This window comes from Nonomuraea antri, assembly GCF_013283785.1.
Classification (GTDB): domain Bacteria; phylum Actinomycetota; class Actinomycetes; order Streptosporangiales; family Streptosporangiaceae; genus Nonomuraea; species Nonomuraea antri.
Genome location: NZ_JABCPZ010000182.1, coordinates 1 through 23,180, shown reverse-complemented (window position 1 = coordinate 23,180; position 23,180 = coordinate 1). Strand labels below are relative to the sequence as shown.

Genomic DNA, 23,180 nt, shown 5'->3' with positions numbered 1-23,180 from the left:
TTTGCCCGCCGATGCCCCTGGGCAAGATTCATTCCAGAAGGTGACGGGCCCACCCCGCCGCTCAGGCGGGAAGGGCCGCCACCTCGAGCCGCTGGAACACCTCGCGCGAGGCGCTCGACCGGTTGAACGTGATGAAGTGGATGCCGGGCGCGCCCTCGTCGAGCAGCCGCTGGCACAGCTCCGCCCCGTGCTCGATGCCCAGCCGCCGCACCGCCGCCGGGTCGTCGGCCACCGCCTCGAAGCGGGCCGCCAGGGCGGGCGGGAACGGCGCGCCGGACAACTGCTCCGAGCGCGCGATCGTGCTCATCTGGGTGACCGGCATGATGCACGGGATGATCGGGGTGTCGCAGCCCCTGGCCGCCACCCGGTCGCGCAGCCGCAGATAGTCGTCGGCCTGGAAGAACATCTGGGTGATCGCGTAGTCGGCGCCCGCGCGGCACTTGCGCACGAAGTATTCGGTGTCGGACTCGATCGACGGCGAACGCGGATGCTTGTACGGGAAGGCCGCCACGCCCACGCAGAAGTCGCCGGACTGGCGGATCAGCCGCACCAGCTCCTCGGCGTACAGGACGCCTTCCGGGTGGCGCACCCACTCGCCGGACGGGTCGCCGGGCGGGTCGCCGCGCACGGCCAGGATGTTGCGCACGCCCGCGTCGGCGAAGCGGCCCACCAGGTGCCGCAGCTCCCTGAGCGAGTGGTCGACCGCGGTGAAATGCGCCACAGGGGTGAGCGTGGTGTCGTGGGCGAGCCGTTCGACGATGTCGACCGTGCGGTCGCGGGTGGAGCCGCCGGCGCCGTACGTGACGGACACGAACGTGGGGCGCAGCGACTCGAGCTCCCTGATCGCCCGCCACAGCTGCCGCTCGCCCTCGTCGGTCTTCGGCGGGAAGAACTCGAACGAGAACGACCGTGCGCCCGACGCGAGCAGCTCGCGGACGGTGGGGACACGATCGGGCAGGATGGAGGGTCGACCAAGCGCCATGGCCCAAGGTTACCCCCAACAGCCACGACGCATCGGCCACACCGGCACCTGGAGATCCGGGGCTGGTCACCGGCCCACTAGTCTCGGAGCATGACCACTGACGCGGCGAGCATGGACACCCTGCGCACTCAGGTCGAGCGTGCTCTGCGGGAGTTCGTCGAACGGCAGATCCCCGTCCCGGGCGTGCCCGAGTTCGAACCCCTGCGCACGGCCGCCGACGAGCTGCTGGCCGGCGGCAAGCGGCTGCGGCCGGCGTTCTGTTACTGGGGCTGGCGCGGCGCGGGCGGCACCGACGTGCCGGAGATCTTCACCGCGGCCGCGTCGCTGGAGTTGCTGCAGGCCAGCGCGCTGGTGCACGACGACGTGATGGACAAGAGCGACCTGCGCAGAGGCATGCCCTCCGCGCATCGCCGCTTCCAGTCGCTGCACGAGAAGTCGGGCTGGCACGGCTCGGCCGAGCAGTTCGGCGAGGGCGCGGCGATCCTGCTGGGCAACCTGCTGCTGCTCTGGTCGGGTGAGATGTGGCGCACCAGCGGGCTGCCGCCGCGCGCCCTGGCCGCGGCCCAGCCGGTGCACGACCACATGCGTACCGAGCTGATGTGCGGCCAGTACCTCGACCTGCTGGAGCAGGCGCACGGCGAGAACACCTTCGACTCGGCGCTGCGCGTCGCGCTGTTCAAGAGCGGGAAATACTCGGTCGAGCACCCGCTCAGGCTCGGCCTGGTGCTGGCCGGTGGCGAGCTCGCGCCCTGGATGGACGAGCTGTGCACCGGCTACGGCCGCCGGGTCGGCATCGCCTTCCAGCTGCGCGACGACATCCTGGGCGTCTTCGGCGACCCGGCGCAGACCGGCAAGCCGGCCGGTGACGACCTGCGCGAGGGCAAGCGGACGATCCTGGTGGCCCGCACGCTGGCCGCCGCCGAGCCCGCCGCGGCCGAGACGGTGCGCCGGCTGCTCGGCGACCCGGCCCTCGACGAGCGGGGGGTCGCGGCGCTGCGCGAGATCATCGACGACACGGGCGCGCTGCAGGAGTGCGAGGACATGATCGGCGACTACCTGGGTGCGGCGCTGGCCGCGCTCGACGAGGCCCCGGTCACGCCGGAGGCCCGCTCGGCCCTCACGGACCTGGCCGTCGCCGCCACCTCACGCAAAACCTGACCCCGGAGGACGGAACGCACCCGCGTCCTCAGGACGTCGACACCCCCGAAGGGCGGCGCCGCCCGCGGTGGGTCGGGAAAAGAGGACGGCGCCCGCCGGGAGGCGGGCGCCGTGGTGGATGTCAGGGGGTCAGCCGTTTGGCGAACTCCGCCGCCGCCGCTCCGGGATCGTCCGCGTCGGTGATCGCGCGCACGACCACCACCCGCGTGACCCCGTACGACCTGACCTCGTCGAGGTTGCCCAGGTCGATCCCGCCGATGCCGAACCACGGGCGGGACGCCCCCAGCGCGGCCGCGTGCCGCAGCAGCGCGGGCCCGGGCGCGTGCCTGCCCGGTTTGGTCGGCGTGGGCCAGATCGGCCCGCAGCAGAAGTAGTCGACGCCCTCCTCCGTCGCCGCGGCGGATGCCTCGGCGGCGGAGTGGGTGGACCGTCCGATGACGATGTCGTCGCCGAGTATCTCTCGCGCGACCGTCACGGGAAGGTCGTCCTGCCCCAGATGGAGCACGTCAGGGCGGGCGGCGTGGGCGATGTCGGCCCGGTCGTTGACCGCCAGCAGCTTGCCGTGCCGGTCGCAGGCGTCGCGGAACACCTCGAGGAGCGCGAGTTCTTCGCGCGCCTCCAGGCCCTTCTCCCGCAGCTGGATGATGTCCACGCCGTTGGCCAGCACCGTGTCGAGGAACTCTGCCAGGTCGCCGCGGTCGCGGCGGCCGTCCGTGCAGAGGTAGAGGCGGGCGTCAGAAAGCGAGGGCTTGGGCACGCCGCTTGACCTCTGTGTGACGGCCCGCCTTGATCGCCTCGATGGGCGATCCCGGCAGGGACTCGTCGGGGGTGAAGAGCCAGCGCAGTGCCTCGACGTCGTCGTAGCCGGCGTCCTGCAGCACGGTGAGCGTGCCGGGCAGGCCCTTCATCACATCCTTTCCGTCGAGGAACACCGCGGGCACCTGCGGCCCGCCGCTGCCCCGGCGCACGCCGAGGAGCTTGTGGTCCTTGAGGAGCTGCTTGGCCCGCCCGATCGTGAGATCGAGGCGGTCGGCCACTTCGGGGAGCGTGAGCCAGTCTTGGACGAGCTGGTCGGTCTCCCGGTCGATCTGTGCAACAGAAAGCGTCACGAAACCACAACTACCACATGCCGTGCTTGCTCAAACAACACAATCTCGTAGGGGTACGTCGGGATCTACCAGGCGTTCCGTGTCGAGACGATGACCTCCGTCGATGATTCTGCGGCCCTGAACGTAGTCTCGGGGCCGGTCGACGGACAGCACGGCGGCCAGGGTGTCGTCGTCCTTGACCCAGCAGGCCGACCACTTTCCCTCTGGTTTGCCCCGGTAAAGGAGCCGGTCGCCGGCCGGGTGGTGGCCGGTGTACTGCATCATGTGGCCGAACTGCTCCGACCAGAAGTACGGCACCGGGTCGTAGACGGCGTCGTCGCCGAGCAGGGTGGCGACGGCGACCTCGGGGGCGCTCAGCGCGGTGTCCCAGTGTTCCACCCTGAGCCTGGTCTGGAAGCGGCGCGACCACCAGTTGGCGCAGTCGCCCACGGCGACCACGTTCGGCAGCGAGGCACGCAGGTGCTCGTCGACGACCACGCCGTTGTGCAGGTCGATGTCGGCGCCGGCCAGCCATTCGACGGCCGGGCGGACGCCGATGCCGGTGACGACCACGTGGGCGTCGATGAACTCGCCATCGAGCAGTTCCACGCCGCCTTCTTCGACCGAGCCGACCATGGTGTCGAGCCGCAGGTCGATGCCGTCGTACCAGGGCAGGGTGCGGGCGCCGAGCTCGGCGCCGACCGCGTGGGACAGCGGGGCCGGGCCGGCCTCGATGACGGTGACGGCGCAGCCGGCGCGGCGGGCGGCGGTGGCCACCTCGGCGCCGATCCAGCCCGCGCCGATGACCGCGACGCGCGCGCCCGGCACGAGCCTGGCGCGCAGTTCGTGCGCGTCGTCGAGGGTGCGCAGGACGTGCTGCGGCCCGTCGCCCGGCAGCGTGATCGGGTCGGCGCCGGTGGCGATGACCAGGCCGTCGTAGCCCAGTTCGCCCTCGGTGGTCTCGACGACGCCCGCGCGCAGGGTCTTGGCCGAGACGCCCGGCCAGAAGCCGACCTCCAGCGCGGTCAGGTCGGTGTCGACGAAGCTGGAGTCGGTCTCGCCCTTGAGCACCGCCTTGGACAGGGGCGGCCGATCGTAGGGGCGATGGCGTTCCTGGCCGATCAGGGTGATTCGTCCGGTGAATCCCCGTCCGCGCAGCGCCTCCACGCTCCGCACGCCCGCCAGGCCCGCTCCTACCACCACCACATGGTTCACGTTGATGACCATAACGGGGGCCGTGCCGGTCCGTCGCGCGGAGGCCGTAGGCTGGGGTCGTAAGACGCGCGGGAGTCCGGCCGTGACCGGGCTGAGAGGAAGGCATGACGGGCCTTCGACCGCAAGACACCTGATCCGGATCATGCCGGCGAAGGGAGCGGATATGGACGTGATCGTAGGCGGCGGGGTCGTGGGGCTCTCGATCGCCTGGCGGCTGGCCCGGTCGGGGCGGCGGGTCACGGTGGTCGATCCGGCGCCGGGCACGGGCGCCTCGTACGCGGCGGCGGGCATGCTCGCGCCGGTCAGCGAAGTCGCCTTCACCGAGGAACCGCTGCTCAGGCTGGGCGTCGCGTCGTTAGCCCGGTGGCGTGCCTTCGCCGCCGAGCTGACCGCCGACGCCGGCCTCGCGGGCGGTGGCGTCGCCGAGTTCGCGGAGCTCGATCTGCGCGCGGAGGGCACGCTCGACGTGGCCTTCGGCGCCGACGACCTGGCGGCGCTGGACGAGCTGGCCGCCTTCATGGAAAAGCTGGGGCTGCAGGTCGAGCGGCTGACGGGGCGGGAGTGCCGGCGGCTCGAACCGATGCTGGCGCCCTCGGTGCGCGGCGGCCTCCTGGCTCCTCATGACGCCTGGGTCGACCCGCGCCGGGTCACCCGCGCGCTGCTCGCCGCCCTGGACCGGCTGGGCGTGCCGCTGGTGCGGTCCCGGGTGACGTCGCTGCTGCGCGACGGCGACCGCGTCACCGGCGTCCACCTCTCCCCCGCGGCCGCTGAAGCGGAGCGGCTGCCGGCCGAGCGCGTGATCCTGGCCGCCGGGGCCTGGAGCCGGGAGCTGGCCGACGTCCCGGTCCGTCCGGTCAAGGGGCAGATCATGCGCCTGCGCGGCCCCCAGCCGCTGCTGACCAGGTGCGTGCGCGGCATGGTCCACGGCACGTCCGTCTACCTGGTCCCCAGGGGCGACGGCGAGCTGGTGGTGGGCGCGACCCAGGAGGAGCTGGGCTTCGACACCAGGGTCACCGCCGGCGGGCTGTACGAGCTGCTGCGCGACGCCAGGGAGCTGGTTCCGGGCGTCACCGAGCTGGAGGTGGGCGACGTGGTGGCGGGCTTGCGCCCGGGCACGCCGGACAACCTGCCGCTGATCGGCCCCAGCGGGGTCGAGGGGCTCACGCTGGCCACCGGCCATCACCGGGGCGGCGTCCTGCTGGCGCCGCTCACGGCGGCCATCCTGCAGGGCGAGGAGGGCGAGCTGGCCGCGCTGTGCTCGCCAGGAAGATTTCGGGATATTTCATGATTGTGACGATCAACGGGGCCGCCCACGAGGTGGCCGACGGCATGACCGTGGCGCAGGCCGTCCTGACCCTGACGACGGCCACCACCGGCGTGGCGGTGGCCGTGAACGACGAGGTGGTCACGCGCAGCACGTGGGAGACCACGACGCTGGGCGACAGCGACCGCGTGGAGGTGCTGACGGCGGTGCAGGGTGGATGATCTGATCATCGCCGGGCAGAAGTTCTCCTCCCGGCTCATCATGGGCACCGGCGGCGCCCCCTCGCTCGACGTGCTCGACCAGGCGCTGGCCGCCTCGGGCACCGAGCTGACCACGGTGGCGATGCGCAGGCTCGACCCGGGCTCGCGCGGCTCGGTGCTGGACGTCCTGCGCGAGCGCGACATCAAGGTCCTGCCGAACACCGCGGGCTGCTTCACCGCCGGCGAGGCCGTGCTGACGGCGCGGCTGGCCAGGGAGGCGCTCGGCACGAACTGGGTCAAGCTCGAGGTGATCGCCGACGAGCGCACGCTGCTGCCCGACCCGATCGAGACGTTCGACGCGGCCGAGCGGCTGGTGGCCGACGGGTTCGTGGTGCTGCCGTACATCGGGGACGACCCGGCGCTGGCGCGGCGGCTCGAACAGGCCGGATGCGCGGCGGTGATGCCGCTGGGCGCGCCGATCGGGTCCGGGCTCGGCATCCGCAACCCGCACAACATCGAGCTGATCGTCGAGGCGGCCGGGGTGCCGGTGATCCTCGACGCGGGCATCGGCACGGCCAGCGACGCCGCGCTGGCGATGGAGCTCGGCTGCGACGCCGTCCTGCTGGCGACGGCGGTCACCCGGGCGCAGCGGCCCGACCTCATGGCGGCGGCCATGAAGGACGCGGTGCGCGCCGGGCGGCTGGCCCGTCAGGCGGGCCGCATCCCGCGCCGCCGCTACGCCGAGGCCTCCTCACCGATGACTCCCTGACGCACTGACTCCGCCGGCTCCCTCCGGGGAACCCGCGGGGTGCCGGAGGGACAGGGGCGCGGTTATGTCCTGATTCGCCGGTGACAAGCACCTGTCGAGGAGCACGGCTCCGCATCGGTTTCGGGCGCGGAGGCCCTGCCAGTGGCAAAACGCCCGTAAACTCAGCGGGGTGGATACGACGACTGCGGACCCCCTGGTCGGGCGGCTCCTCGATGGGCGCTACCGCATCGAGAGCCGGATTGCCCGGGGCGGTATGGCGACCGTCTACCTCGCGCTGGACATCCGGCTCGACCGGACCGTCGCGCTGAAGGTCATGCACCGTTCGCTCGCCGAGGACCCGGCGTTCGTGCGCCGCTTCATCGGCGAGGCCAAGTCGGTGGCGAGCCTCTCCCACCCCAACGTGGTGCACGTCTTCGACCAGGGCACCGACACCGACGTCGTCTACCTGTCGATGGAGTACGTGCCGGGCAAGACGCTGCGCGACGTGCTGCGTGAGCGCGGCAGGCTGCCCGCCCGCGAGGCGCTGGAGATCATGATCCCGGTGCTCGCCGCGCTGGGCGCCGCCCACCAGGCCGGCCTGGTGCACCGGGACGTGAAGCCGGAGAACGTGCTGTTGACCGACGACGGCCGGGTCAAGGTCGTCGACTTCGGCCTGGCCAGGGCGATCGAGGCGACGAACCAGACCCGTACCGGCGTGATGATCGGCACGATCGGCTACATGTCGCCCGAGCAGGTCACCACCGGCGGCGCCGACGTCCGCAGCGACGTCTACGCGGCCGGCATCATGCTGTTCGAGCTGGTGACCGGGCAGCAGCCCTACGACGGTGAGACGCCGATGTCGGTGGCCTACCGGCACGTGCACGACACGGTGCCGGCGCCGTCGTCGCTGGTGCCCGAGGTGCCGCCGCTGATCGACACGCTGGTGGCGCACGCGACCGCGCGCGAGCCGCAGGACCGGCCCGCCGACGCGACCGCGATGCTGGTGGCCGCCGTCGACGCGCACCGCATGCTGCCCAGGCTGACGAACCCGCCGGGCGCGCACCCGTCCATGGCGCACTCGCAGCCGCACGCCAGGCTCCAGCCGGGCGCCCACTCCGGAGCCCAGCAGGGCGCGCCGTCGGGTGCGCAGTCGGCGCCGCTCGCCGCCCCCGCGCACACGCTGATCCAGCCGCGCGCGGAGGTGCCCGCCGAGCCGCGGCGGCGCGGGTTCAGGCCCAACTGGTTCCTGGTGACGCTGTCCGCCGTGATGGTGGTGGCGATCGGGCTGACCGGCTGGTACTTCTCCCAGCCCGAGTACGTCACGATGCCGAAGCTGGTGGGCACGAACTTCGAGTCCGCCGAGCGCCGGATCAAGGGCATGGGCCTGGTCGTCAAGCGGGCCCCCGGGGTCCACAGCGAGAAGATCGGCGAGGGCCTGGTGCACAGCACCGACCCGGAGGCGCCGGTCGAGCTGGAGAAGGGCGCCACGGTCACCCTGGTGCCCTCGCTCGGCCCCAAGCGGGTGGTCATCCCGAACGTCGAGGGCCTGAGCGAGGCCGAGGCCCGCACCGCGATCGCCAACGCCGGCCTGGAGGTCGGCTCGGTCAAGCGCCTGCCGAACCTGCAGATCGAACGCGGCAAGGTGATCCGCACCTCGCCGCCGGTCGGTGAGAAGGTCAAGGAGGCCGCCGAGGTCGACGTCTTCCTCAGCGCGGGCCTGCTGATGCCGAACGTGGTGAGCATGCCCAAGGACGACGCCGCCCGCTACCTGGCCGAGCAGGGCTTCCAGGTGGCCGTCCAGGAGGTGGACGACGACGCCGAGCCGTGCACGGTCATCGCCCAGACCCCCAAGGCCAAGTCCGAGGTCGACAAGGGCGCGCAGGCGACGATCACGGTAGCCCGCTGCCAGGCCACCTTCTGGGACTGGTACCGCGGCGACAACGAGGCCCGCGACGACCAGGAGTTCCGCCTGGTGCCCGCGGTGATGGGCAAGAACGTCAACGACGCGAAGTCGGAGCTGGAGCAGCAGGGCTTCAAGGTGAAGGTGGTCAGGCTCGGGCACAGCGGCGTGGTGCGCTTCCAGCGCCCGGCGCCCAACAGCGAGCGGCCGCCCGGCTCCACGGTCTTCCTCTGGGAGTAGCGACCCGCCCGGCCTCAGGGCTCGCCGAGATAGCGTTCCAGGTTGCGTGCGCTGATCAGCGAGACGGGGCCGGGCAGGCCGTCGAGCTCGAACCAGCCGATCTCGGTGCACTTGTCGGGTTCGCGGATCGCCGGCGTGCCCGCCACGTGTGCGGCCAGGTAGGTGGCGGAGATCCAGTGCTGGCCCTCGTCGGGGAGTATGTGGTCGAAGAGGTCGAGCAGGCGGTACGGCTCGACGCGCATCCCGTACTCCTCCACGAACTCCCGGCGCACCGCGTCGTGCAAAGTCTCGCCGAAGGCGACCATGCCGCCGGGGAACTCCCAGCTGCCGCGTTCGTTGCGGGCGGCAGGGCCTCGCCGGGTCATGAACACCCGGCCTCGGGCGTCGAAGACCATCGCGCCGACGCCGAGGCCGATGTAGTCGTGTCCGGGGACGGTCATGTCATCGCCGGCAGCAGGATCGTGCGGGAGGCCACCCAGAGGAACACCGTGAGACCGATGATGAAGAGCAGGATGTAGGTCTCGTACCAGCGGACGAACGCTGACTTCCGCGGCTGCTTGCGAAAGCCGGGGCGGACGAACTCATCGGCCAGCTCACATTCCTCTCTGCGGTAGTCGAGCCACGAGACGATGCCGATGAAGATGAGCATGACGGTGAACACGGCCACCACCGTCTCCAGCCACAGCAGCGCGACCAGGCCCGATCGCGCGATGGCCGGATCGATCCGCCAGGTGCGGTAGCCGACGAACAGCGCGAGCCCGGCGGTCGCTATCGCGACGGTCAGCGTCTGGTAGACGGCCAGGAAGCGGTAGACGTTCTCGTTGACGGTGTGGATCTGCTGAAGGATGTACTTGTAGCGTTCGACCGCCATTTCCGGGGTCTCGGCCGGTAAGGAGTCGGGCACCTGTCGCGGCGGCCGCCGGCGGAAGATCATGCCTTTCCCGCCGCACCCCGGACGCGCGCGACCCGGAATCCCGACACCCGGGTGGGCGGTCCGTCGGCACAGGGCAGTTCGAGGCGGTTGTCGCCGAAGTCGTCGCTGTCGAAGGCCTCCATGCCGGTGACCACGTCCACCAGATCGGCCGCCCACGCCTCGGCGACGCTTCTCACCACCACGCCCGCCGCGCCGAAGTTCCCGCTCTCGTACCACCAGGCGCGCGAACTCCATTCCGCGTCGTCCTCGGCGTGTTCGGCGAAACGCTCGTCACGCGGGCTGGGCACCATGTCCTCGGGGAAGACCCACATCGGGTAGAGGTCGACGACCAGGCCGTGCGGCGGGATGACGACCTCGCGGCCGTCGCGGGTGAAGAAACTACGCACATATCGGCCGGACGCCACCCGGGTGTCGAAGTCCATGAGCCCGGCGTAGGAGATCAGCAGCACTTCCTCTTTGTCTTTGAGCCATTCCACCAGGTCGTCCTTGTTCAGCGCGCATTCGCTCGAATAGGCGCACGGCAGCGCCTCCGGTGGAACGCCGAGACCGCCGACGAAATCCGACATTATCCATTGATGGGCCAATGTGGACCAGGGGCTCGAACACGTCACGTCCACCTGGGACCGGGCCCATTCCTGCAAATTCTCCGGCCGGCCCAGCGGAAATGAGGTGAGCCGGTCGGCGGTCTTGGGAAATCCGCGGAAGGCGCCCATCGTGTACGAGAACAACGACGATTCCAGGCCGCCGACGTAGACCTTTCCGGTGTGGCCGCCGTACCAGAGATCCCCCGACCCCAGGGCCTCCCTGCCGGACAGCAGCATGGCCCGGCCGATGGTGTTGCCGTCGTCGTCCAGGACCCGGGTCTCGTGGTCGATGAAGAGCTTCTCGTGCTGCTCGTAACGCAGCCGGGCGAGGTAGCCCATGCCGCACTTCCCGTAGAGCCGCCTGAAGAGCTCCGCGGACGGCACGTCGACCCAGTCGTCGGCCTCGATGACGCGTTTCGGCGCGGGGTCGGCGGGGCCCTTGACCAGGATGTCGACCTCGGACAGCGCGCACATCCTGCTGATCAGGTCGTGCAGCAGCTCGGTGTGCGTGACGCGCTTGCTCTCGATCAGGAAGATGCCCTTGGCGCTGCGCGGATCGTGCCTGAGCCGGGCCCTGACCACGGTGCCCGACTTCCTGAGGCACTCCTCGAACTCCGCCTCACGGATCAGCGGCCGGCCGCCCGACAGCCCGCGCCGGAACTCCAGCACGTGGGTCGAGCGGGCGGCCTCGCCCATCGCCAGGCTCCTGACCTGCACCTCGTCGGCGGCCATGAAGACGGCGAAGAAGCCGATGCCGAACTTCCCGGTGGGCGTGAAGCCCTTCGCCTGCAGCCCGGGGAACTCGTCGATGGTGGCCGCCGAGCGCCAGTGCGACCGGCCGAAGTCGGTCAGCGCCGCCACCATGGTCTCGGGACGCATCCCGATCCCCTGGTCGGCCACCTCCAGCCACCACTCGTCGCCGTGCTGGTCGAGAGTGATCGTCACGGGCGGCACCGCGCTCGATCCCTCGAAGGCGGCGCGGGCCTTGCTCGCGTCGGCGGCGTTCGCGACGAGTTCCCTGATCGCGATGTCGGGCCGGTTGCCGTACATGTCGCGGCCGCCGATGTTGGAGATCACCTGGACGGTGTCCGTGACGCGCAGCCGCGCGTCGAGGGGTTTCCAGCCGTCGGTGGGGATCGAGCGGGCCAGCCGGGCCGGGGAGTCGGCGCCCACCACGGACCTGACCTTGAAGCGTTCCCTGCCGCTGTCGGCCAGGAGCGCGTCGACGTGGCGCAGTTCGTCGTTGATGAGCTGGATGGTCTCGAAGGCCAGCCACCACGCCTCGGCCTCGTCCCTGCTGAAGGGCGTCGAGGCGGTGTACTCGAGCCGGTCGTCGACGACGCGCGGCCGGAACAGCCGTTCCTGGAAGAACCAGTGGTCGCGCGAGGTGCCGGTGGGCCGGCGGAAGGCGTGCAGCAGCATGGGGGCCCGGCGGTAGTCGATGTGCGCGGCGTCGGCCAGCCGGAGCATGCAGGCGAGCTTCAGCGGGTCGACGTCCCAGGCGGGCGGGAGCAGCGGGCACGAGCCCTGCCGCTGGGCCAGCCGCGGCAGCTCCGAGACCGCCCACCAGTGGCTGTGCGCGATCCGGCCGATCTGCGGGCCGAAGAACTGCCGGAGCTCGACGTCCTGCAGGAGGTGGAACGGCTCGCCCGAGGAGGTGTGGAAGACCTGCCCGACCAGGCGTTCGGCCTGCTTGGCGTGCCGCAGCCGGAGCAGTTCGACGACGACCTCGTCGTGCGCGGTGCGTTCGAGCAGGTCGTCGCTGGCCGACACCGACAGGTTGCGCAGCCGGTTCTTCGCCCCGGCCAGCAGGTCTTCGTATTTGGGGTCTTTCTTCAGGTCGATGCCGGCGGCGGAATAGGAGGCCAGCCCCATGCCCAGATCGTGTAGCAAGAATGCGCCGCCCAGGACGAATGCCTCGGCCGGATTGATGGACGCCTCCTCACCGCAGACCAGCGACGCCATCTCCCAGAGCGCGTCGGCGTGGGTGATCCCGTGTTCGGTGAACATCGGCAGCGCGTGCGCGATTGAGGCGGCGAGCGGTTCGACGGTTTCCCTGAGCTGAAGATAGGCGTTCCGCAACCGTGCCCGGCCGTCGGCGTGGGGGTCATTGTCGCGGGGCGCGATAGACCTTTGCCAAAGGCAGGTCTGCTCGAAGGAATGGTGCATGCGGGGGGCTCCACGTCATCTTTCGACCTGGAGATTGACTATACCCCGTTGATCGGCGGGCAACCGGCCGCCGGCCCGATTCAGGAAAACGTACGATTCTCCGCCCGAATGTCGAAATCGGTGCAAATACATCGCGCCCTGTGTGGGCCGGCGGCCGGGAGTCAGGCCAGGTGACCGTGGAGCCGGACCCTGGCCAGGCCGCCGTCCGGGTAGATGTCCACCTGGACGTGCGTGACCGGGTCGGCGTGGTCGAGGCGGAAGCGGTGCGGGGTGTCGGGCTGGAGCCTGGTCCTGGGCAGCAGGACGATCTCCCTGTCGCCGTCCAGGCCGGTCAGCGCGGCCCAGCCGGGCGCGTTGAACAGCAGGTTCGTGGTGTCGATCTCGGCCAGGACGATCCGGCCGCGGCCGGCGAGACGGATCAGCAGCCAGTCGTTGCCGTCGTCGCGCCGCCTGGCCGTCTCCCAGCCTTCGGCCTGGTGGCGGGCCAGGCCGGGGGCGAGGACGTTGTTGGGCGCGGAGTAGAACTCGTTCGAGCAGGACTCGACCAGCGCGCCGTTGCCCAGCGCGGCCAGGTCCAGGCCGAGGCCGTCGTACACGGACAGGTCGGGGCGCACCTCGCCGTGCACGCGCAGGCGGGCGATGCCGCCGTCGGGGAACATGTTCAGCCGGACGTGCGTGAAGCGCCGCTCGTCGGTCACCTCGACGTGGTGTTCCGCGTCGCCCTTGAGCTCGGTGCGCGGGACGATCTCCACCCAGTCGGCCGCCGCCAGCTCGGCCGGGGACGGGTGCCCCTCGACCGCGGCCGCCTCCACCGAGGCGTGCGGCGGGTAGTTGCCCTTGAACCAGGCCGTGTCGATCACCACGCCCCTGATCACCCCGGGCATCCCGAGACGCACCAGCGCCCAGTCGTGGCCGGGCTCGCGGCGGCGCCGGGTCTCCCAGCCGTCGTAGACCTGGCCCTTGTTGCCGAACGTCTCCGCCTTGAAGCCCGGGCGTCCCGGCCTGATCAGGCTCTCCTTCTCGGCGAACGACTCGTCGCTGGCGGCCACGACGGAGCCGCCGGACGTGCGGAGTGCGAGGTCGGGCAGGGTGGTGAAGCGGGACATCTACTGCTCTCCCAAACTGTGCGTCTGCTCTGCGATGAGGAGGGTTCCGTGCGGCCGTCCGTCGACGGGCCGGCCGCGCAGCCAGGTGGTCAGGACGGCGCCCTTGAGCGTGGCGCCGTGGTAGGGGGTGACCGGGTTCTTGTGGTGCAGCCGGGCGGCGTCGACCGGCTGGTCGGCGTCGGGGTCGAAGGCCACCAGGTCGGCATCATTACCCACCTTTATCCCGCCTTTTTGCGACATTTCAGCCAAAGCGCTGGGATTGGCCGACATCCAGCGGACCACGTCCGGCAGCCCGAACCCGCGCGCGGACGCCTCCGTCCAGATCGCGGACAGGCCGAGCTGCAACGAGGCGATGCCGCCCCAGGCGGCGGCGAAGTCGGGCACCTTGAGGTCGGCGGTCGAGGGCGAGTGGTCGGACACGACGCAGCTCAGCACCCCGCCGGCCAGGCCCGCCCAGAGCAGGTCGCGGTTGGACTCCGACCTGATGGGCGGGCAGCACTTGTAGGCGGTCGCGCCGTCCGGCACCCGCTCGGCGGCCAGCGTCAGGTAGTGCGGGCACGTCTCCGCGCTCACCCGCAGCCCCTCCGCCTGCGCGGACTCCAGCACGTCCAGGCATTCGGCGCTGGAGACGTGCAGCACGTGCACGCGCGCGCCCGTCTCCCTGGCCAGCCGCACCACCTGGGCGACCGCGCTGCGCTCGGCCGCTCCCGGACGCGACTCCAGGAACTCCCGGTACGAGGGCCCGCCAGGCTCGCCCAGCAGCGCCGGGTCCTCGGCGTGCACCACCATCAGCCCGCCGAACCCGGCGATCTCGGTCAGCGCCTCGCGCAGCCCGGCCGGGCCGAGCGGCGGGAACTCCTCCACCCCGGACGGCGACAGGAAACACTTGAACCCGCGCACGCCCCGGTCGTGCAGCGGCCGCAGGTCCTTGACGTTCCCCGGGATCGCGCCGCCCCAGAAGCCGACGTCCACGTGGCAGCGTCCCTCGGCCGCGCGCAGCTTCGCCTCCAGCGCGGCCGTGGAGACGGTGGGCGGCAGCGAGTTGAGCGGCATGTCCACGATCGTGGTCACGCCGCCGGCCGCGGCCGCCCTGGTGGCCGAGTCGAAGCCCTCCCAGTGGGTGCGTCCTGGCTCGTTGACGTGCACGTGGGTGTCGACCAGGCCGGGCAGCAGGGCCAGGTCGCGCAGGTCGACGTCCTCGGCGGCGGACGGCACGGGGTCGGCGTAGTCGTACAGGGCGGCGATCTTCCCGTCGCGTACGGCGACGGCCGCGGCCCGCTCGCCGTCGGGCAGGACGGCCCGGCGCGATCGGACCACCAGGTCGTAACCGGTCATCTGCTGCTGTTCTCCTTCGCCGAAGGGGTGGGGGGTCAGAGGTGGTCGGCGGCCAGCCTGCGGGTGAGGCGGTCGAGCAGGGGCGCGGCCTCGGCCATGCAGCGGGCCGGGTCGGGCTCCAGGTCGGTCAGGGCGTAGGCGGCCTCGATGCCGGCCGCGCGCAGTTCGTCGTCGGTGAGCGTGCGCCGGCCGCAGACGGCCACCACCGGCACCCCGGCCTTGGCCGCGGCCTGGGCCACGCCGACGGGGGCCTTGCCGCGCAGCGACTGCTCGTCCAGCGAGCCCTCGCCGGTGATCACCAGCCTGGCGTCCTTGACCAGTTCGCCGAAGCCGAGCAGGTCGAGCAGGTACTCGATGCCCGGCCTGATCTCGGCGTGCAGGAAGGCGAGCGCGGCGAACCCGACGCCGCCCGCCGCGCCCGCGCCCGGCGCGCCGGCCACGCCCATGGGACGCGGCCTGTCGTCGTGCTCGACCGCGCCCATGAGGCCGTGGGTCTGCGTGGCGACGGCGGCCAGCCTGGACAGCGCCGACTCCAGGACGGCGACGTCCTCGGGGGTCGCGCCCTTCTGCGGGCCGTAGACGGCGGCCGCGCCGTGCGGGCCGAGCAGCGGGTTGTCGACGTCGCTCGCGACCACGAACTCGACGCCGGCGACGTCGATGAACCCGGACAGGTCGATGCGCGCCAGATCGCGCAGGGCGGCGCCGCCGGGCGGCAGGTCCTGGCCCGAGTCGTCGAGCAGCCGGGCGCCGAGCGCCTGCGCCAGCCCCGCTCCCCCGTCGGTGCTCGCGCTGCCGCCGAGCCCCAGCACCACGCGGGTGGCGCCGCGCCGCACCGCGTCGGCGATCAGCTCTCCGGTGCCGCGGCTGGTGGCGGTCAGCGGCCGCGGCCCGCCGGGCAGCCGGCGCAGCCCGGACGCCTCGGCCAGCTCGACCACCGCGGTGGCGGCGCTCTCCCGCCAGGCGTACGACGCGGTGACCGGCTCGCCCGTCGGCCCGGTCACCTCCTTCGTGATCCGGGTGAACCCGCAGGCCACGGCCGCGTCGACGGTGCCGTCGCCCCCGTCGGCGACGGGCAGCTCCACGGCGGGCACGCCGAGCCCCGCCGCCACCACGGACGCCACCTCTGCCGCCGTCAACGACCCCTTGAACTTGTCCGGAGCGACAAGGACATGCTGAACCACTACGAACTCCACGCGCGTTGATGAACAATGGGCGGACACGCCTTCCTGCCCGGTGCGAGCGGGCAGGAAGGCGTGACACATCATCACACCTCGGCGGGCGGCGGTCCGGCGGCGGGGACCGGCTCGAACTCGCGGACGGCGTCGATGGCGGGCCCGTGCGGCGTGTTGGCCTCGCGTTCGATCATGATCTCCACGAGCACCGGCCTGGACGTGGCCTGCGCCTCCTTGGTGGCCCACTCCAGCGCCGGCCTGATCTCGCGCGGGTCGAGTACGCGCCGCCCGGCGCACCCGTACGCCTCCATGATCTTGACGTTGTCCGTGCCGTACTCGTCGAAGTGGATGTCCACCTGGTAGTTCATCTCGTACGGCAGCGACGCCTGCCTGATCAGTCCCAGGTACTCGTTGTTCAGCATGATCAGCACGAAGGGCACGTCGTACTGCGCGGCCACGGCCAGTTCCTCCACCAGGTACTGGAAGCCGTAGTCGCCCACCACGCCGACGACCTGGGCCTCGGGCGCGGCCTTCTTCACCCCGATCGCGGCCGGGATCTCCCATCCCAGCGGCCCGGCCTGGCCGCACACCTGGTAGCGGCGCGGCTTGCCGGCCTTCTGGTGCTGGCCGCCCCAGATCTGGTAGAGGCCGATGGCGGTGACGAAGTAGGTGTCGTCGTCGAAGAACTCGTTGATCTCCTTGTACACGCGGGGCGCCTTGACCGGGATGTCGTCGAAGTCCTCGCGGCGGGTGAGCGTGCGCCTCAGCTCGCCCACGCGCTCGACCCACGCGCCGGTCTCGCACCTGGCGCCGCGCGCGCGGGCCAGGTCGATGAGCGCGCGCAGGAACAGCTTCGTGTCCGAGACGATGCCCAGGTCGGGCTCGAAGACCTTGCCGAGCTGGGTCGGCTCGATGTCGACGTGGATGAACCTGCGCTCGCCCCGGTAGACGTCGAGCGCGCCGGTGTGCCTGTCGCCGAAGCGCGCGCCGAGCGCCAGCACCAGGTCCGACTCCAGGAACGAGGCGTTGCCGTAGCGCTGGGAGGTCTGGATGCCGGTCATGCCGGCGAACAGTTCGTGCTCCTCGTCGAAGGAGCCCTTGCCCATGAGCGTGACCTGCACCGGCACCCGCAGCAACCCGGCCAGCTCGGCCAGCTCGGCGGACGCCTCGGCGATGATGACGCCGCCGCCGGACAGCAGCAGCGGCCGTTCGGCGGCCAGCAGCAGGTCCAGGGCGCGCTCGACGCGCGGCAGGTGTGGCTCGACCGGCTGGATCGGCAGCGGCGCGTCGATGTCCGGGTCGTACTCGATGACCTGCTGGGCGACGTCCACCGGGATGTCGATGAGCACCGGGCCCGGACGTCCGGAGCGGGCGATCCTGAACGCCTCGCGGAAGATCCAGGGCGCCTGCCCGGCCTCCTTGATCTGCACCGCCCACTTGGTGACGGGCTCGGCGATCGACACGATGTCCACCGCCTGGAACGCCTCCTGGTGCAGCTTGGTCAAGGCGGCCTGGCCGGTGATGCAGATCATCGGGATCGAGTCGGCCAGCGCGGTGTACAGGCCGGTGATCATGTTGGTGCCGGCCGGGCCGGAGGTGCCGATGGCGACGCCGACGCGGCCGTTGGTGCGCGCCCAGCCGTCGGCCATGTGGGTGGCGCCCTCCTCGTGCCTGACGATCAGGTGCTCGATGCCGCCGACCCGCTCCATCGCCTGGTACAGGGGCAGGATGGCCGCGCCCGGGCAGCCGAAGGCCACGTCCACGCCTTCCGACCGCAGCACGTGGACGACGGCGTTCATCGCGGGCATCCTCATGCCGCACCCCTTCCTGACAGGTTCTCCGCGACCTTGAGCAGCGCGGAGTGGTCGAGCGAGCCGTGGCCCTGGGCCCGGGCCGCGCCGATGAGCTGGGCGACGAGCGCGCCCAGCGGGATGGCCACCTCGGCGCCGCGGGCGGCGTCCAGGATGATGCCCATGTCCTTGTGGTGCAGGTCGACGCGGAAGCCCGGGCGGAAGTCCCTGGCCAGCATCGAGGCGCGCTTGAGCTCCAGGATCCGGCTGGCGGCCAGGCCGCCGGCGAGGACGTCCAGGCCCTTGGCGGCGTCCACGCCGGCCGCCTCCATGAGCACGATGGCCTCGGCCACCAGCGCGTAGGTGCCGCCGACGACGAGCTGGTTGGCCGCCTTGACGTACTGGCCCGCGCCGGGCCCGCCGACCAGCTCGTACGTCCTGCCGACCGCCTCGAACACCGAGATGGCGGCCGCGAAGTCGGACTCGGCGCCGCCGACCATGATGGACAGCACCGCGTCGATCGCGCCCCTCTCCCCGCCGGAGACCGGGGCGTCGAGCGTGCGCGGCCACCGGGCGGCCAGTTGCTGGGCGGTCCGCGGGGTGATGGTGGAGAAGTCGATGTACAGGGCGTCGGCGGGGGCGTGTGCGGCGATGTCCGGGAAGACCGCTTCGACCTGCGGGTCGGCCGGGAGCATGGTGATGACGATCGCGGCGTCCTTGACCGCCGCCGCGACGCTGCCCGCGCCGGTCCCGCCGGCCGCGACGAGCTCGGCGACGGACGTCTCACTGAGGTCGAAGCCGGTGACCTCGTGCCCCGCCTTGACGAGGTGCCCGGCCATGGGCAGTCCCATGATCCCCAGGCCGATGAAGCCGATTCTCACTGCGAAAACTCCTTGATCCAGGAAAAGTCGGGTTCGGGGTCCTTGTACTCCAGGCCCACCCAGCCGTCGTAGCCGCGCAGCAGGTCGCGCAGCGGCAGCTCGCCGGTGCCCGGGCGGCCCCGGCCCGGCGCGTCGGCGATCTGCACGTGGCCGGTCAGCGGGTGGCGCAGCGCGGCGGGCAGGTCCTCGCCCATCCGCGCCAGGTGGTACAGGTCGCACAGGAAGCGCACGTTCGGCTCGCCGACGGCCTCGATCACGTCGATCGCCGCATTGACCGACACCAGCGGGTAGGACGGCGACTCGTAGCCGTTCAGCGCCTCCACCAGCACGACCGCGCCGGCGGTCGCGGCCTTGCGGGCGGCCAGGCGCAGGTTCTCCAGCGCCAGTTCCTCCTGCTGCCGCTCCAGGCCCTCGACGCGGTTGCCGTACAGGGCGTTGAGCGCGATGCAGCCGAGCCGTCCGGCGATGCCGACGGCCACGTCGAGGTTGTCGCGCAGCCGGGCGCTGTCGGCGGGACGTGAGAACAGCCCGCGCCCGCCGTCCGGGATGTCGTCGGCGAAGTTGAGCCCGACCAGCCGGACCCCGGCGTCCTCGACCGCCCGGACGAACGCGTCCACCTCCTTGTCGCCGGGCACGGCCGTCTCGAACGGCCACCAGAACTCCACCCCGCCGAACCCGGCGGCGCGGGCGGCGGCGGGGCGTTCGAGCAGCGGCAGGCCGGTGAACAGGATCGAGCAGTTGACGTCGAACCTCATGTGGTCCTCTCCTTGTGGGCCCGCTCCTTGTCGGCCCGCTCCTTGTAGGCCAGCCACGATCGGTGCTCGGTGATGTCGATGAGCTGCACGTGCGAGGTGCTCGGCCGGCGCAGCAGCATGGCCAGCGACGAGCTGCCGTCGACCAGCTCGATCACGCCCAGCTCCAGCTCGGGCGGCTCGGCCGGCATGACGTGGTCGCGCAGGACGTCCATGGGGACGTCGTAGAGTTCGCCCGCGATGTGCGCGCCGCCGTGCGAGACGGGGTGCAGTGCGGGGCACTGGTCGCCGACCGAGTAGAAGCGGTACTTCGCGGCGGTGCTCGTCTCCGCGACGAGAGGGGCTCCGCCGAGGAGGTGGTGCAGCGGTCCGCCGCGCATCGCTCCGCCGTTGAGGAACATCAAAGCCATGGCAGGCTCCTCCCAGGTGCGGCCCGTAGTTCCGCCGTCCCGGGGCGGGCGGCGGCGCGGTACCTGGTTGGCTTGCGGTGTCCTCAGTACACACAGCGGCCGCGGGCAGCGGCTAGGGACAAGAGATCCGAAGCTGCCCGCGACCGCGGCCGATCATCTTGTGCGTTGGTCCAAGCCGGCGCGAGCCCGCGCGCACGCGAAAGCCGGCCAGGGGCGGCGCAACGCCCCTGGCCGGCCTCGGGTCACACCCGGCCGCCGCCGGTCATTCGATCGACCACTCGGGCCCGAATCCGCGCGGGAAGCCGGCCAGGAAGTCGGCGACCGCGGCCAGCGCGGCCTCCCGGGTGACGAGCCCGGACCGCTCGAAGACGCCGAGCTGGCCGCCGCACACCAGCCGCGCCTCTTCCCTGCCCGCGCCCGGCTCGGTGAGCTGGAGGATCTCACCGTCCGCCGACTCGCCGGTGACCAGGTACAGGTGCGGGCCGCCGGCGACGGACAGGTAGCGGAACGGCTCGTCGTCGGTGACGGACACCTCGGTGCGCCGCTGCCCGTCGAGCGCGCCGACGGCCTCGGCGATGCGCTCCTCGCCGGGATCGGCGACCTCCCAGTCGCCGGAGAGGACCCCGGTCCTGTCGTCTCCCGCCAGCACGATCATGCGGTCACCCCCGGAGTTTTGTCGGGCCGAGCCCCTACACTCTGCGTGCACAGGGAGGCGTCTCGCGACCGACTGGGGGATTTGTGCGGATTTCTGGGGATCAGCGGCGGGCCCGGCTGGGGGCGCGGCACCGGCTGGCGGTCAAGGCGGAGCTGGTCGAGGAGGCGGCGACCGCGATGGTGGCGCTGCACGCCACCGACCCGGCGACGGTGTTCCTGTCGGCGGGCGCGCGGCTCACCGCCCCGGGACCAGAGCCGGTCGAGCGGGCCCTGTACGACGAGCGCACGCTGGTGCGCATGCACGGGATGCGGCGCACGGTGTTCGTGGTCCCGGCCGCGCTGGTGCCGGTGGTGCATCACTCCTCGACGCTGCCGATCGCCCGCCGGGTGCGCAAGGCGCTGCTGAAGGAGCTGGCCGAGGCGGGCGGCTGGGACGAGGCGTGGGTCAAGGACGTCGAGGCGTCCGTGCTGCGCGCCCTGGCCGAGGCCGGCGATGCCACGACGGCCGAGCTGGGCGTGCTGGAGCCGCGGCTGCGCGAGCAGTTCAGGGTGGCGATCGGCAAGCCGTACGAGGGCACGCACAGCGTCGGCCAGCGGCTGATCACCCTGATGGGCATGGAGGGCCTGCTGGTGCGGGCCGGGCGCCCGGCGGGGTCGTGGATCAGCGGGCAGCACCGGTGGGGCGCGGCCCCGGCGATGCCCGCGCTGGCCGTGCCAGAGGCACAGGCGGAGCTGGTGCGCCGCTGGCTGGCCGCCTTCGGTCCCGGCACCGAGGCCGACATCAAGTGGTGGACCGGGTGGGGGCTGCGCGAGGTGCGCGCGGCGCTGGCCGCGGTCGGCGCGGCGGCCGTGGAGCTGGACGAGGGCACCGGCTACGTGCTGCCCGGCGACCTGGCCGAGGTGCCCGAGCCCGAGCCGTGGGCGTCGCTACTGCCCTGTCTCGACCCGACGCCGATGGGCTGGCAGGCCCGCGACTGGTACCTGCCGGCCGAGCACCGGGCCGCGTTGTTCGACCGCACCGGCAACATCGGCCCGACCGTCTGGTGGAACGGCCGGATCGTGGGCGCGTGGGCGCAGCGCGCCGACGGCGAGATCGTCTGGCGGCTGCTCGCGGACGTCGGCGCCGACGCGGTGGCCGCCATCGAGAAGGAGGCCGCCGGGCTGGCGTCGTGGCTGGGCGGGGTCAGGGTGACGCCGCGTTTCAGGACGCCGCTGGAGCGGGAGCTGTCGGCCTGACCCCGGGCTGCGGCATACTGGTCGTGGTGCCGTCCCGCACCCGACCTCCTGACCGCGTGCCCACGCCGCGCGGCGACCGCGGAGGCAGAGGGGATCGATGTCCTCGGGGCGCTTGGTGACCGGTCACGCGTACCGACGACGCGGTGACCGCGTGCGAGGCGTGGGCGGGGCACGCGGCCGCCGAGGAGTCCGACGATGACCGCGCACAAGCATCTCAAGAGCCACGTCCGCCTGCGCATGGCGAAGACCGGCGAGTCGTACACCACCGCGCTGCGCCACGTGCTGGCCCGGCGCCCCGACACCCGCCCGGCCGCGGTGCTGCCCGGCTACACCAGGTTCGGCGGCGGGCTGCACCACGAGTCCGCGACGCTGTCCCACGTGCTCGCGCAGGCGGGCATCCCGCTGTCGGAGGCGCTGCTGGCCGGGCTCGGCGGCGGCGTCGGCTTCATGTACTTCGTCTTCGAGTACGCCGGCCACCACCCGATGATGACCATCGTCAGCCAGGCCCATCCCAGGCCGATGCTTCCGCAGGCGCTCGACCAGGCCGGGATCGCGTACGAGGTGAAGCGGACCGGCGGCGCGAAGACCGCCGAGCGTAACCTGCGCGCGACGCTGGCCGCCGGGCGGGCGGCGGTGTGCCGGCTGGAGCGCGAGGTGGCCGTGGCCGGCATCGACGGCGACACGCTGTACGTGGACGACCAGTACGTGGAGCCGTACCCGTGGCCGCTGGCGGACTTCCTGACCGCCTGGTCGGCGCCCAGGAAGAACCGGCACCACCTGCTCGCGGTCACCGGCGACGGGCACCGTGACCTGGGCGCGGCGGCCCGCGACGCGATCGCCGACACCGTGGCCAGGCTCACCGGGCCGGTGCTCGGCAACAACTTCGACGTCAACTTCGGGCTGTCCGGCATGCGCAAGCTGGCCGCCCAGCTCGGCGACACCAAGGCCAGGGACGGGTGGGCGCGGCGGTTCGCCGCCCCCGAGGCGTTCTTCATCGGGCTGACCCGGCTGCACGACTGCCTGGAGATCGAGTACGGCGCGCCCGGCGCGATGCGCCCGCTGTACGCCGATTTCCTCGACGAGGTGGGAGCCGCCGGCGCGGCCGGGGTCTACCGGCGGGCCGGGGCCGCCTGGTCGGCGCTGGCGCGGGCGGCGCTGCCCGGCGACGTGCCGCAGTTCGCGCGGTACCGGGAGATCGCGGCCGAGCGTGAGCTGCTGCGCACCACCGACCGGGTACGCGGGGCCGGGCGGCTGCGAGAACTGGACGCCGAAGCGGCCGCGCTCCCTCAGGCCTACGCGGCGGGCAGGCCCCTGGCGGGCGGTTCCTCGGCAGGTGGGTCATCGGTGGCCGGGGCATCGGCG

Annotated in this window: 22 protein-coding genes and 1 riboswitch; of the genes, 7 read left to right on the top strand and 15 right to left on the bottom strand. The window is 72.1% G+C overall.

All coding sequences use genetic code 11. The features are described from left to right. Window positions 1-61: 61 nt before the first annotated feature. Window positions 62-982 carry a methylenetetrahydrofolate reductase [NAD(P)H] gene (metF, locus tag HII36_RS40205; RefSeq protein ID WP_173528585.1) on the bottom strand — a complete coding sequence of 307 codons (921 nt, stop codon included), beginning with the start codon at window positions 980-982 and terminating at the stop codon, window positions 62-64. A 90-nt stretch (window positions 983-1,072) separates the two neighbouring features. Here metF and HII36_RS40200 point away from each other — a divergent pair, with 90 nt between their 5' ends. Further along, entirely contained in the window at window positions 1,073-2,140 is a 1,068-nt protein-coding gene (locus HII36_RS40200; RefSeq protein WP_173528584.1) for a polyprenyl synthetase family protein, read from the top strand. Between the two features lie 121 nt (window positions 2,141-2,261). On the opposite strand, the gene thiE is transcribed toward HII36_RS40200, so the two are convergent. The 3 genes from thiE to HII36_RS40185 are packed head-to-tail and all read right to left on the bottom strand — an operon-like array spanning window position 2,262 to window position 4,443. Then, window positions 2,262-2,897: a thiamine phosphate synthase gene (gene thiE / locus HII36_RS40195; RefSeq protein ID WP_173528583.1), complete on the bottom strand. Its 636-nt coding sequence runs from the start codon at window positions 2,895-2,897 to the stop codon at window positions 2,262-2,264. Further along, the gene (locus tag HII36_RS40190; RefSeq protein WP_173528582.1) at window positions 2,875-3,249 is read right to left on the bottom strand and encodes an Rv2175c family DNA-binding protein; all 375 of its coding nucleotides are present in this window, start codon (window positions 3,247-3,249) and stop codon (window positions 2,875-2,877) included. The genes thiE and HII36_RS40190 overlap by 23 nt, the downstream gene beginning before the upstream one ends. 30 nt (window positions 3,250-3,279) lie before the next feature. Next, on the bottom strand, window positions 3,280-4,443 hold the full coding sequence (locus tag HII36_RS40185; protein ID WP_328808107.1) for an NAD(P)/FAD-dependent oxidoreductase: 1,164 nt from the start codon (window positions 4,441-4,443) through the stop codon (window positions 3,280-3,282). Between the two features lie 58 nt (window positions 4,444-4,501). Beyond that, a riboswitch (TPP riboswitch) is annotated at window positions 4,502-4,617 on the top strand. On the opposite strand from HII36_RS40185, the gene thiO reads away from it, so the two are divergent. The 4 genes from thiO (at window position 4,607) to pknB (ending at window position 8,795) form a co-directional block, all read left to right on the top strand. Beyond that, window positions 4,607-5,731: a glycine oxidase ThiO gene (gene thiO, locus HII36_RS40180; protein WP_173528580.1), complete on the top strand. Its 1,125-nt coding sequence runs from the start codon at window positions 4,607-4,609 to the stop codon at window positions 5,729-5,731. (Overlaps the previous riboswitch by 11 nt.) Next, window positions 5,728-5,928 carry a sulfur carrier protein ThiS gene (gene thiS / locus HII36_RS40175; RefSeq protein WP_173528579.1) on the top strand — a complete coding sequence of 67 codons (201 nt, stop codon included), beginning with the start codon at window positions 5,728-5,730 and terminating at the stop codon, window positions 5,926-5,928. Before thiO ends, thiS begins: the two co-directional genes overlap by 4 nt. Continuing rightward, window positions 5,921-6,676 carry a thiazole synthase gene (locus HII36_RS40170; protein ID WP_173528578.1) on the top strand — a complete coding sequence of 252 codons (756 nt, stop codon included), beginning with the start codon at window positions 5,921-5,923 and terminating at the stop codon, window positions 6,674-6,676. The genes thiS and HII36_RS40170 overlap by 8 nt, the downstream gene beginning before the upstream one ends. A 169-nt stretch (window positions 6,677-6,845) precedes the next feature. Then, on the top strand, window positions 6,846-8,795 hold the full coding sequence (gene pknB, locus HII36_RS40165; RefSeq protein WP_328808106.1) for a Stk1 family PASTA domain-containing Ser/Thr kinase: 1,950 nt from the start codon (window positions 6,846-6,848) through the stop codon (window positions 8,793-8,795). Window positions 8,796-8,809: 14 nt separating this feature from the next. On the opposite strand, the gene HII36_RS40160 is transcribed toward pknB, so the two are convergent. From HII36_RS40160 to HII36_RS40110, 11 genes are all read right to left on the bottom strand, one after another. Then, window positions 8,810-9,235: an NUDIX domain-containing protein gene (locus HII36_RS40160; protein ID WP_173528577.1), complete on the bottom strand. Its 426-nt coding sequence runs from the start codon at window positions 9,233-9,235 to the stop codon at window positions 8,810-8,812. Next, a complete protein-coding gene (locus tag HII36_RS40155; RefSeq protein WP_173528576.1) occupies window positions 9,232-9,729 on the bottom strand; it encodes a hypothetical protein in 498 nt (165 codons plus the stop codon). Before HII36_RS40155 ends, HII36_RS40160 begins: the two co-directional genes overlap by 4 nt. After that, the gene (locus tag HII36_RS40150; RefSeq protein WP_173528575.1) at window positions 9,726-12,323 is read right to left on the bottom strand and encodes an HD domain-containing protein; all 2,598 of its coding nucleotides are present in this window, start codon (window positions 12,321-12,323) and stop codon (window positions 9,726-9,728) included. The genes HII36_RS40155 and HII36_RS40150 overlap by 4 nt, the downstream gene beginning before the upstream one ends. Window positions 12,324-12,643: 320 nt before the next feature. Then, the gene (gene alc, locus HII36_RS40145) at window positions 12,644-13,588 is read right to left on the bottom strand and encodes an allantoicase (protein WP_173528574.1); all 945 of its coding nucleotides are present in this window, start codon (window positions 13,586-13,588) and stop codon (window positions 12,644-12,646) included. Further along, the gene (gene allB / locus HII36_RS40140; RefSeq protein WP_173528573.1) at window positions 13,589-14,923 is read right to left on the bottom strand and encodes an allantoinase AllB; all 1,335 of its coding nucleotides are present in this window, start codon (window positions 14,921-14,923) and stop codon (window positions 13,589-13,591) included. Window positions 14,924-14,958: 35 nt separating this feature from the next. Next, on the bottom strand, window positions 14,959-16,059 hold the full coding sequence (locus HII36_RS40135) for a glycerate kinase (RefSeq protein WP_236004380.1): 1,101 nt from the start codon (window positions 16,057-16,059) through the stop codon (window positions 14,959-14,961). 128 nt (window positions 16,060-16,187) lie between these two features. Next, window positions 16,188-17,903, bottom strand: coding sequence for a glyoxylate carboligase (gcl, locus tag HII36_RS40130; RefSeq protein WP_173528587.1), 1,716 nt, complete (start codon window positions 17,901-17,903; stop codon window positions 16,188-16,190). 2 nt (window positions 17,904-17,905) lie between these two features. Next, a complete protein-coding gene (locus tag HII36_RS40125; RefSeq protein WP_173528572.1) occupies window positions 17,906-18,766 on the bottom strand; it encodes an NAD(P)-dependent oxidoreductase in 861 nt (286 codons plus the stop codon). Beyond that, on the bottom strand, window positions 18,763-19,521 hold the full coding sequence (locus HII36_RS40120; protein ID WP_173528571.1) for a hydroxypyruvate isomerase family protein: 759 nt from the start codon (window positions 19,519-19,521) through the stop codon (window positions 18,763-18,765). Before HII36_RS40120 ends, HII36_RS40125 begins: the two co-directional genes overlap by 4 nt. Further along, on the bottom strand, window positions 19,518-19,928 hold the full coding sequence (locus tag HII36_RS40115) for an allophanate hydrolase-related protein (RefSeq protein ID WP_173528570.1): 411 nt from the start codon (window positions 19,926-19,928) through the stop codon (window positions 19,518-19,520). Before HII36_RS40115 ends, HII36_RS40120 begins: the two co-directional genes overlap by 4 nt. A gap of 262 nt (window positions 19,929-20,190) precedes the next feature. Then, window positions 20,191-20,583: a hypothetical protein gene (locus HII36_RS40110; protein ID WP_173528569.1), complete on the bottom strand. Its 393-nt coding sequence runs from the start codon at window positions 20,581-20,583 to the stop codon at window positions 20,191-20,193. An 83-nt stretch (window positions 20,584-20,666) separates the two neighbouring features. Between HII36_RS40110 and HII36_RS40105 the strand changes: the two genes are divergently transcribed. Together HII36_RS40105 and HII36_RS40100 are read left to right on the top strand one after the other, a co-directional pair. Continuing rightward, window positions 20,667-21,818: a winged helix DNA-binding domain-containing protein gene (locus tag HII36_RS40105; RefSeq protein WP_328808104.1), complete on the top strand. Its 1,152-nt coding sequence runs from the start codon at window positions 20,667-20,669 to the stop codon at window positions 21,816-21,818. Between the two features lie 195 nt (window positions 21,819-22,013). Further along, window positions 22,014-23,180, top strand: a 1,167-nt coding sequence (locus HII36_RS40100; RefSeq protein WP_173528568.1) for a BtrH N-terminal domain-containing protein, incomplete at its 3' end; no start/stop codon positions are given.

Bases quoted from the DNA above. Each gene is read 5' to 3' on its own strand.
- HII36_RS40160 (WP_173528577.1), bottom strand. From the start codon at position 9,235: ATGACCGTCCCCGGACACGACTACATCGGCCTCGGCGTCGGCGCGATG.
- HII36_RS40110 (WP_173528569.1), bottom strand. From the start codon at position 20,583: ATGATCGTGCTGGCGGGAGACGACAGGACCGGGGTCCTCTCCGGCGAC.
- allB (WP_173528573.1), bottom strand. From the start codon at position 14,923: ATGACCGGTTACGACCTGGTGGTCCGATCGCGCCGGGCCGTCCTGCCC.
- HII36_RS40200 (WP_173528584.1), top strand. From the start codon at position 1,073: ATGACCACTGACGCGGCGAGCATGGACACCCTGCGCACTCAGGTCGAG.
- gcl (WP_173528587.1), bottom strand. From the start codon at position 17,903: ATGCCCGCGATGAACGCCGTCGTCCACGTGCTGCGGTCGGAAGGCGTG.
- thiO (WP_173528580.1), top strand. From the start codon at position 4,607: ATGGACGTGATCGTAGGCGGCGGGGTCGTGGGGCTCTCGATCGCCTGG.
- thiS (WP_173528579.1), top strand. From the start codon at position 5,728: ATGATTGTGACGATCAACGGGGCCGCCCACGAGGTGGCCGACGGCATG.
- metF (WP_173528585.1), bottom strand. From the start codon at position 982: ATGGCGCTTGGTCGACCCTCCATCCTGCCCGATCGTGTCCCCACCGTC.
- HII36_RS40115 (WP_173528570.1), bottom strand. From the start codon at position 19,928: ATGGCTTTGATGTTCCTCAACGGCGGAGCGATGCGCGGCGGACCGCTG.
- HII36_RS40150 (WP_173528575.1), bottom strand. From the start codon at position 12,323: ATGTTCACCGAACACGGGATCACCCACGCCGACGCGCTCTGGGAGATG.
- alc (WP_173528574.1), bottom strand. From the start codon at position 13,588: ATGTCCCGCTTCACCACCCTGCCCGACCTCGCACTCCGCACGTCCGGC.
- HII36_RS40120 (WP_173528571.1), bottom strand. From the start codon at position 19,521: ATGAGGTTCGACGTCAACTGCTCGATCCTGTTCACCGGCCTGCCGCTG.
- HII36_RS40155 (WP_173528576.1), bottom strand. From the start codon at position 9,729: ATGATCTTCCGCCGGCGGCCGCCGCGACAGGTGCCCGACTCCTTACCG.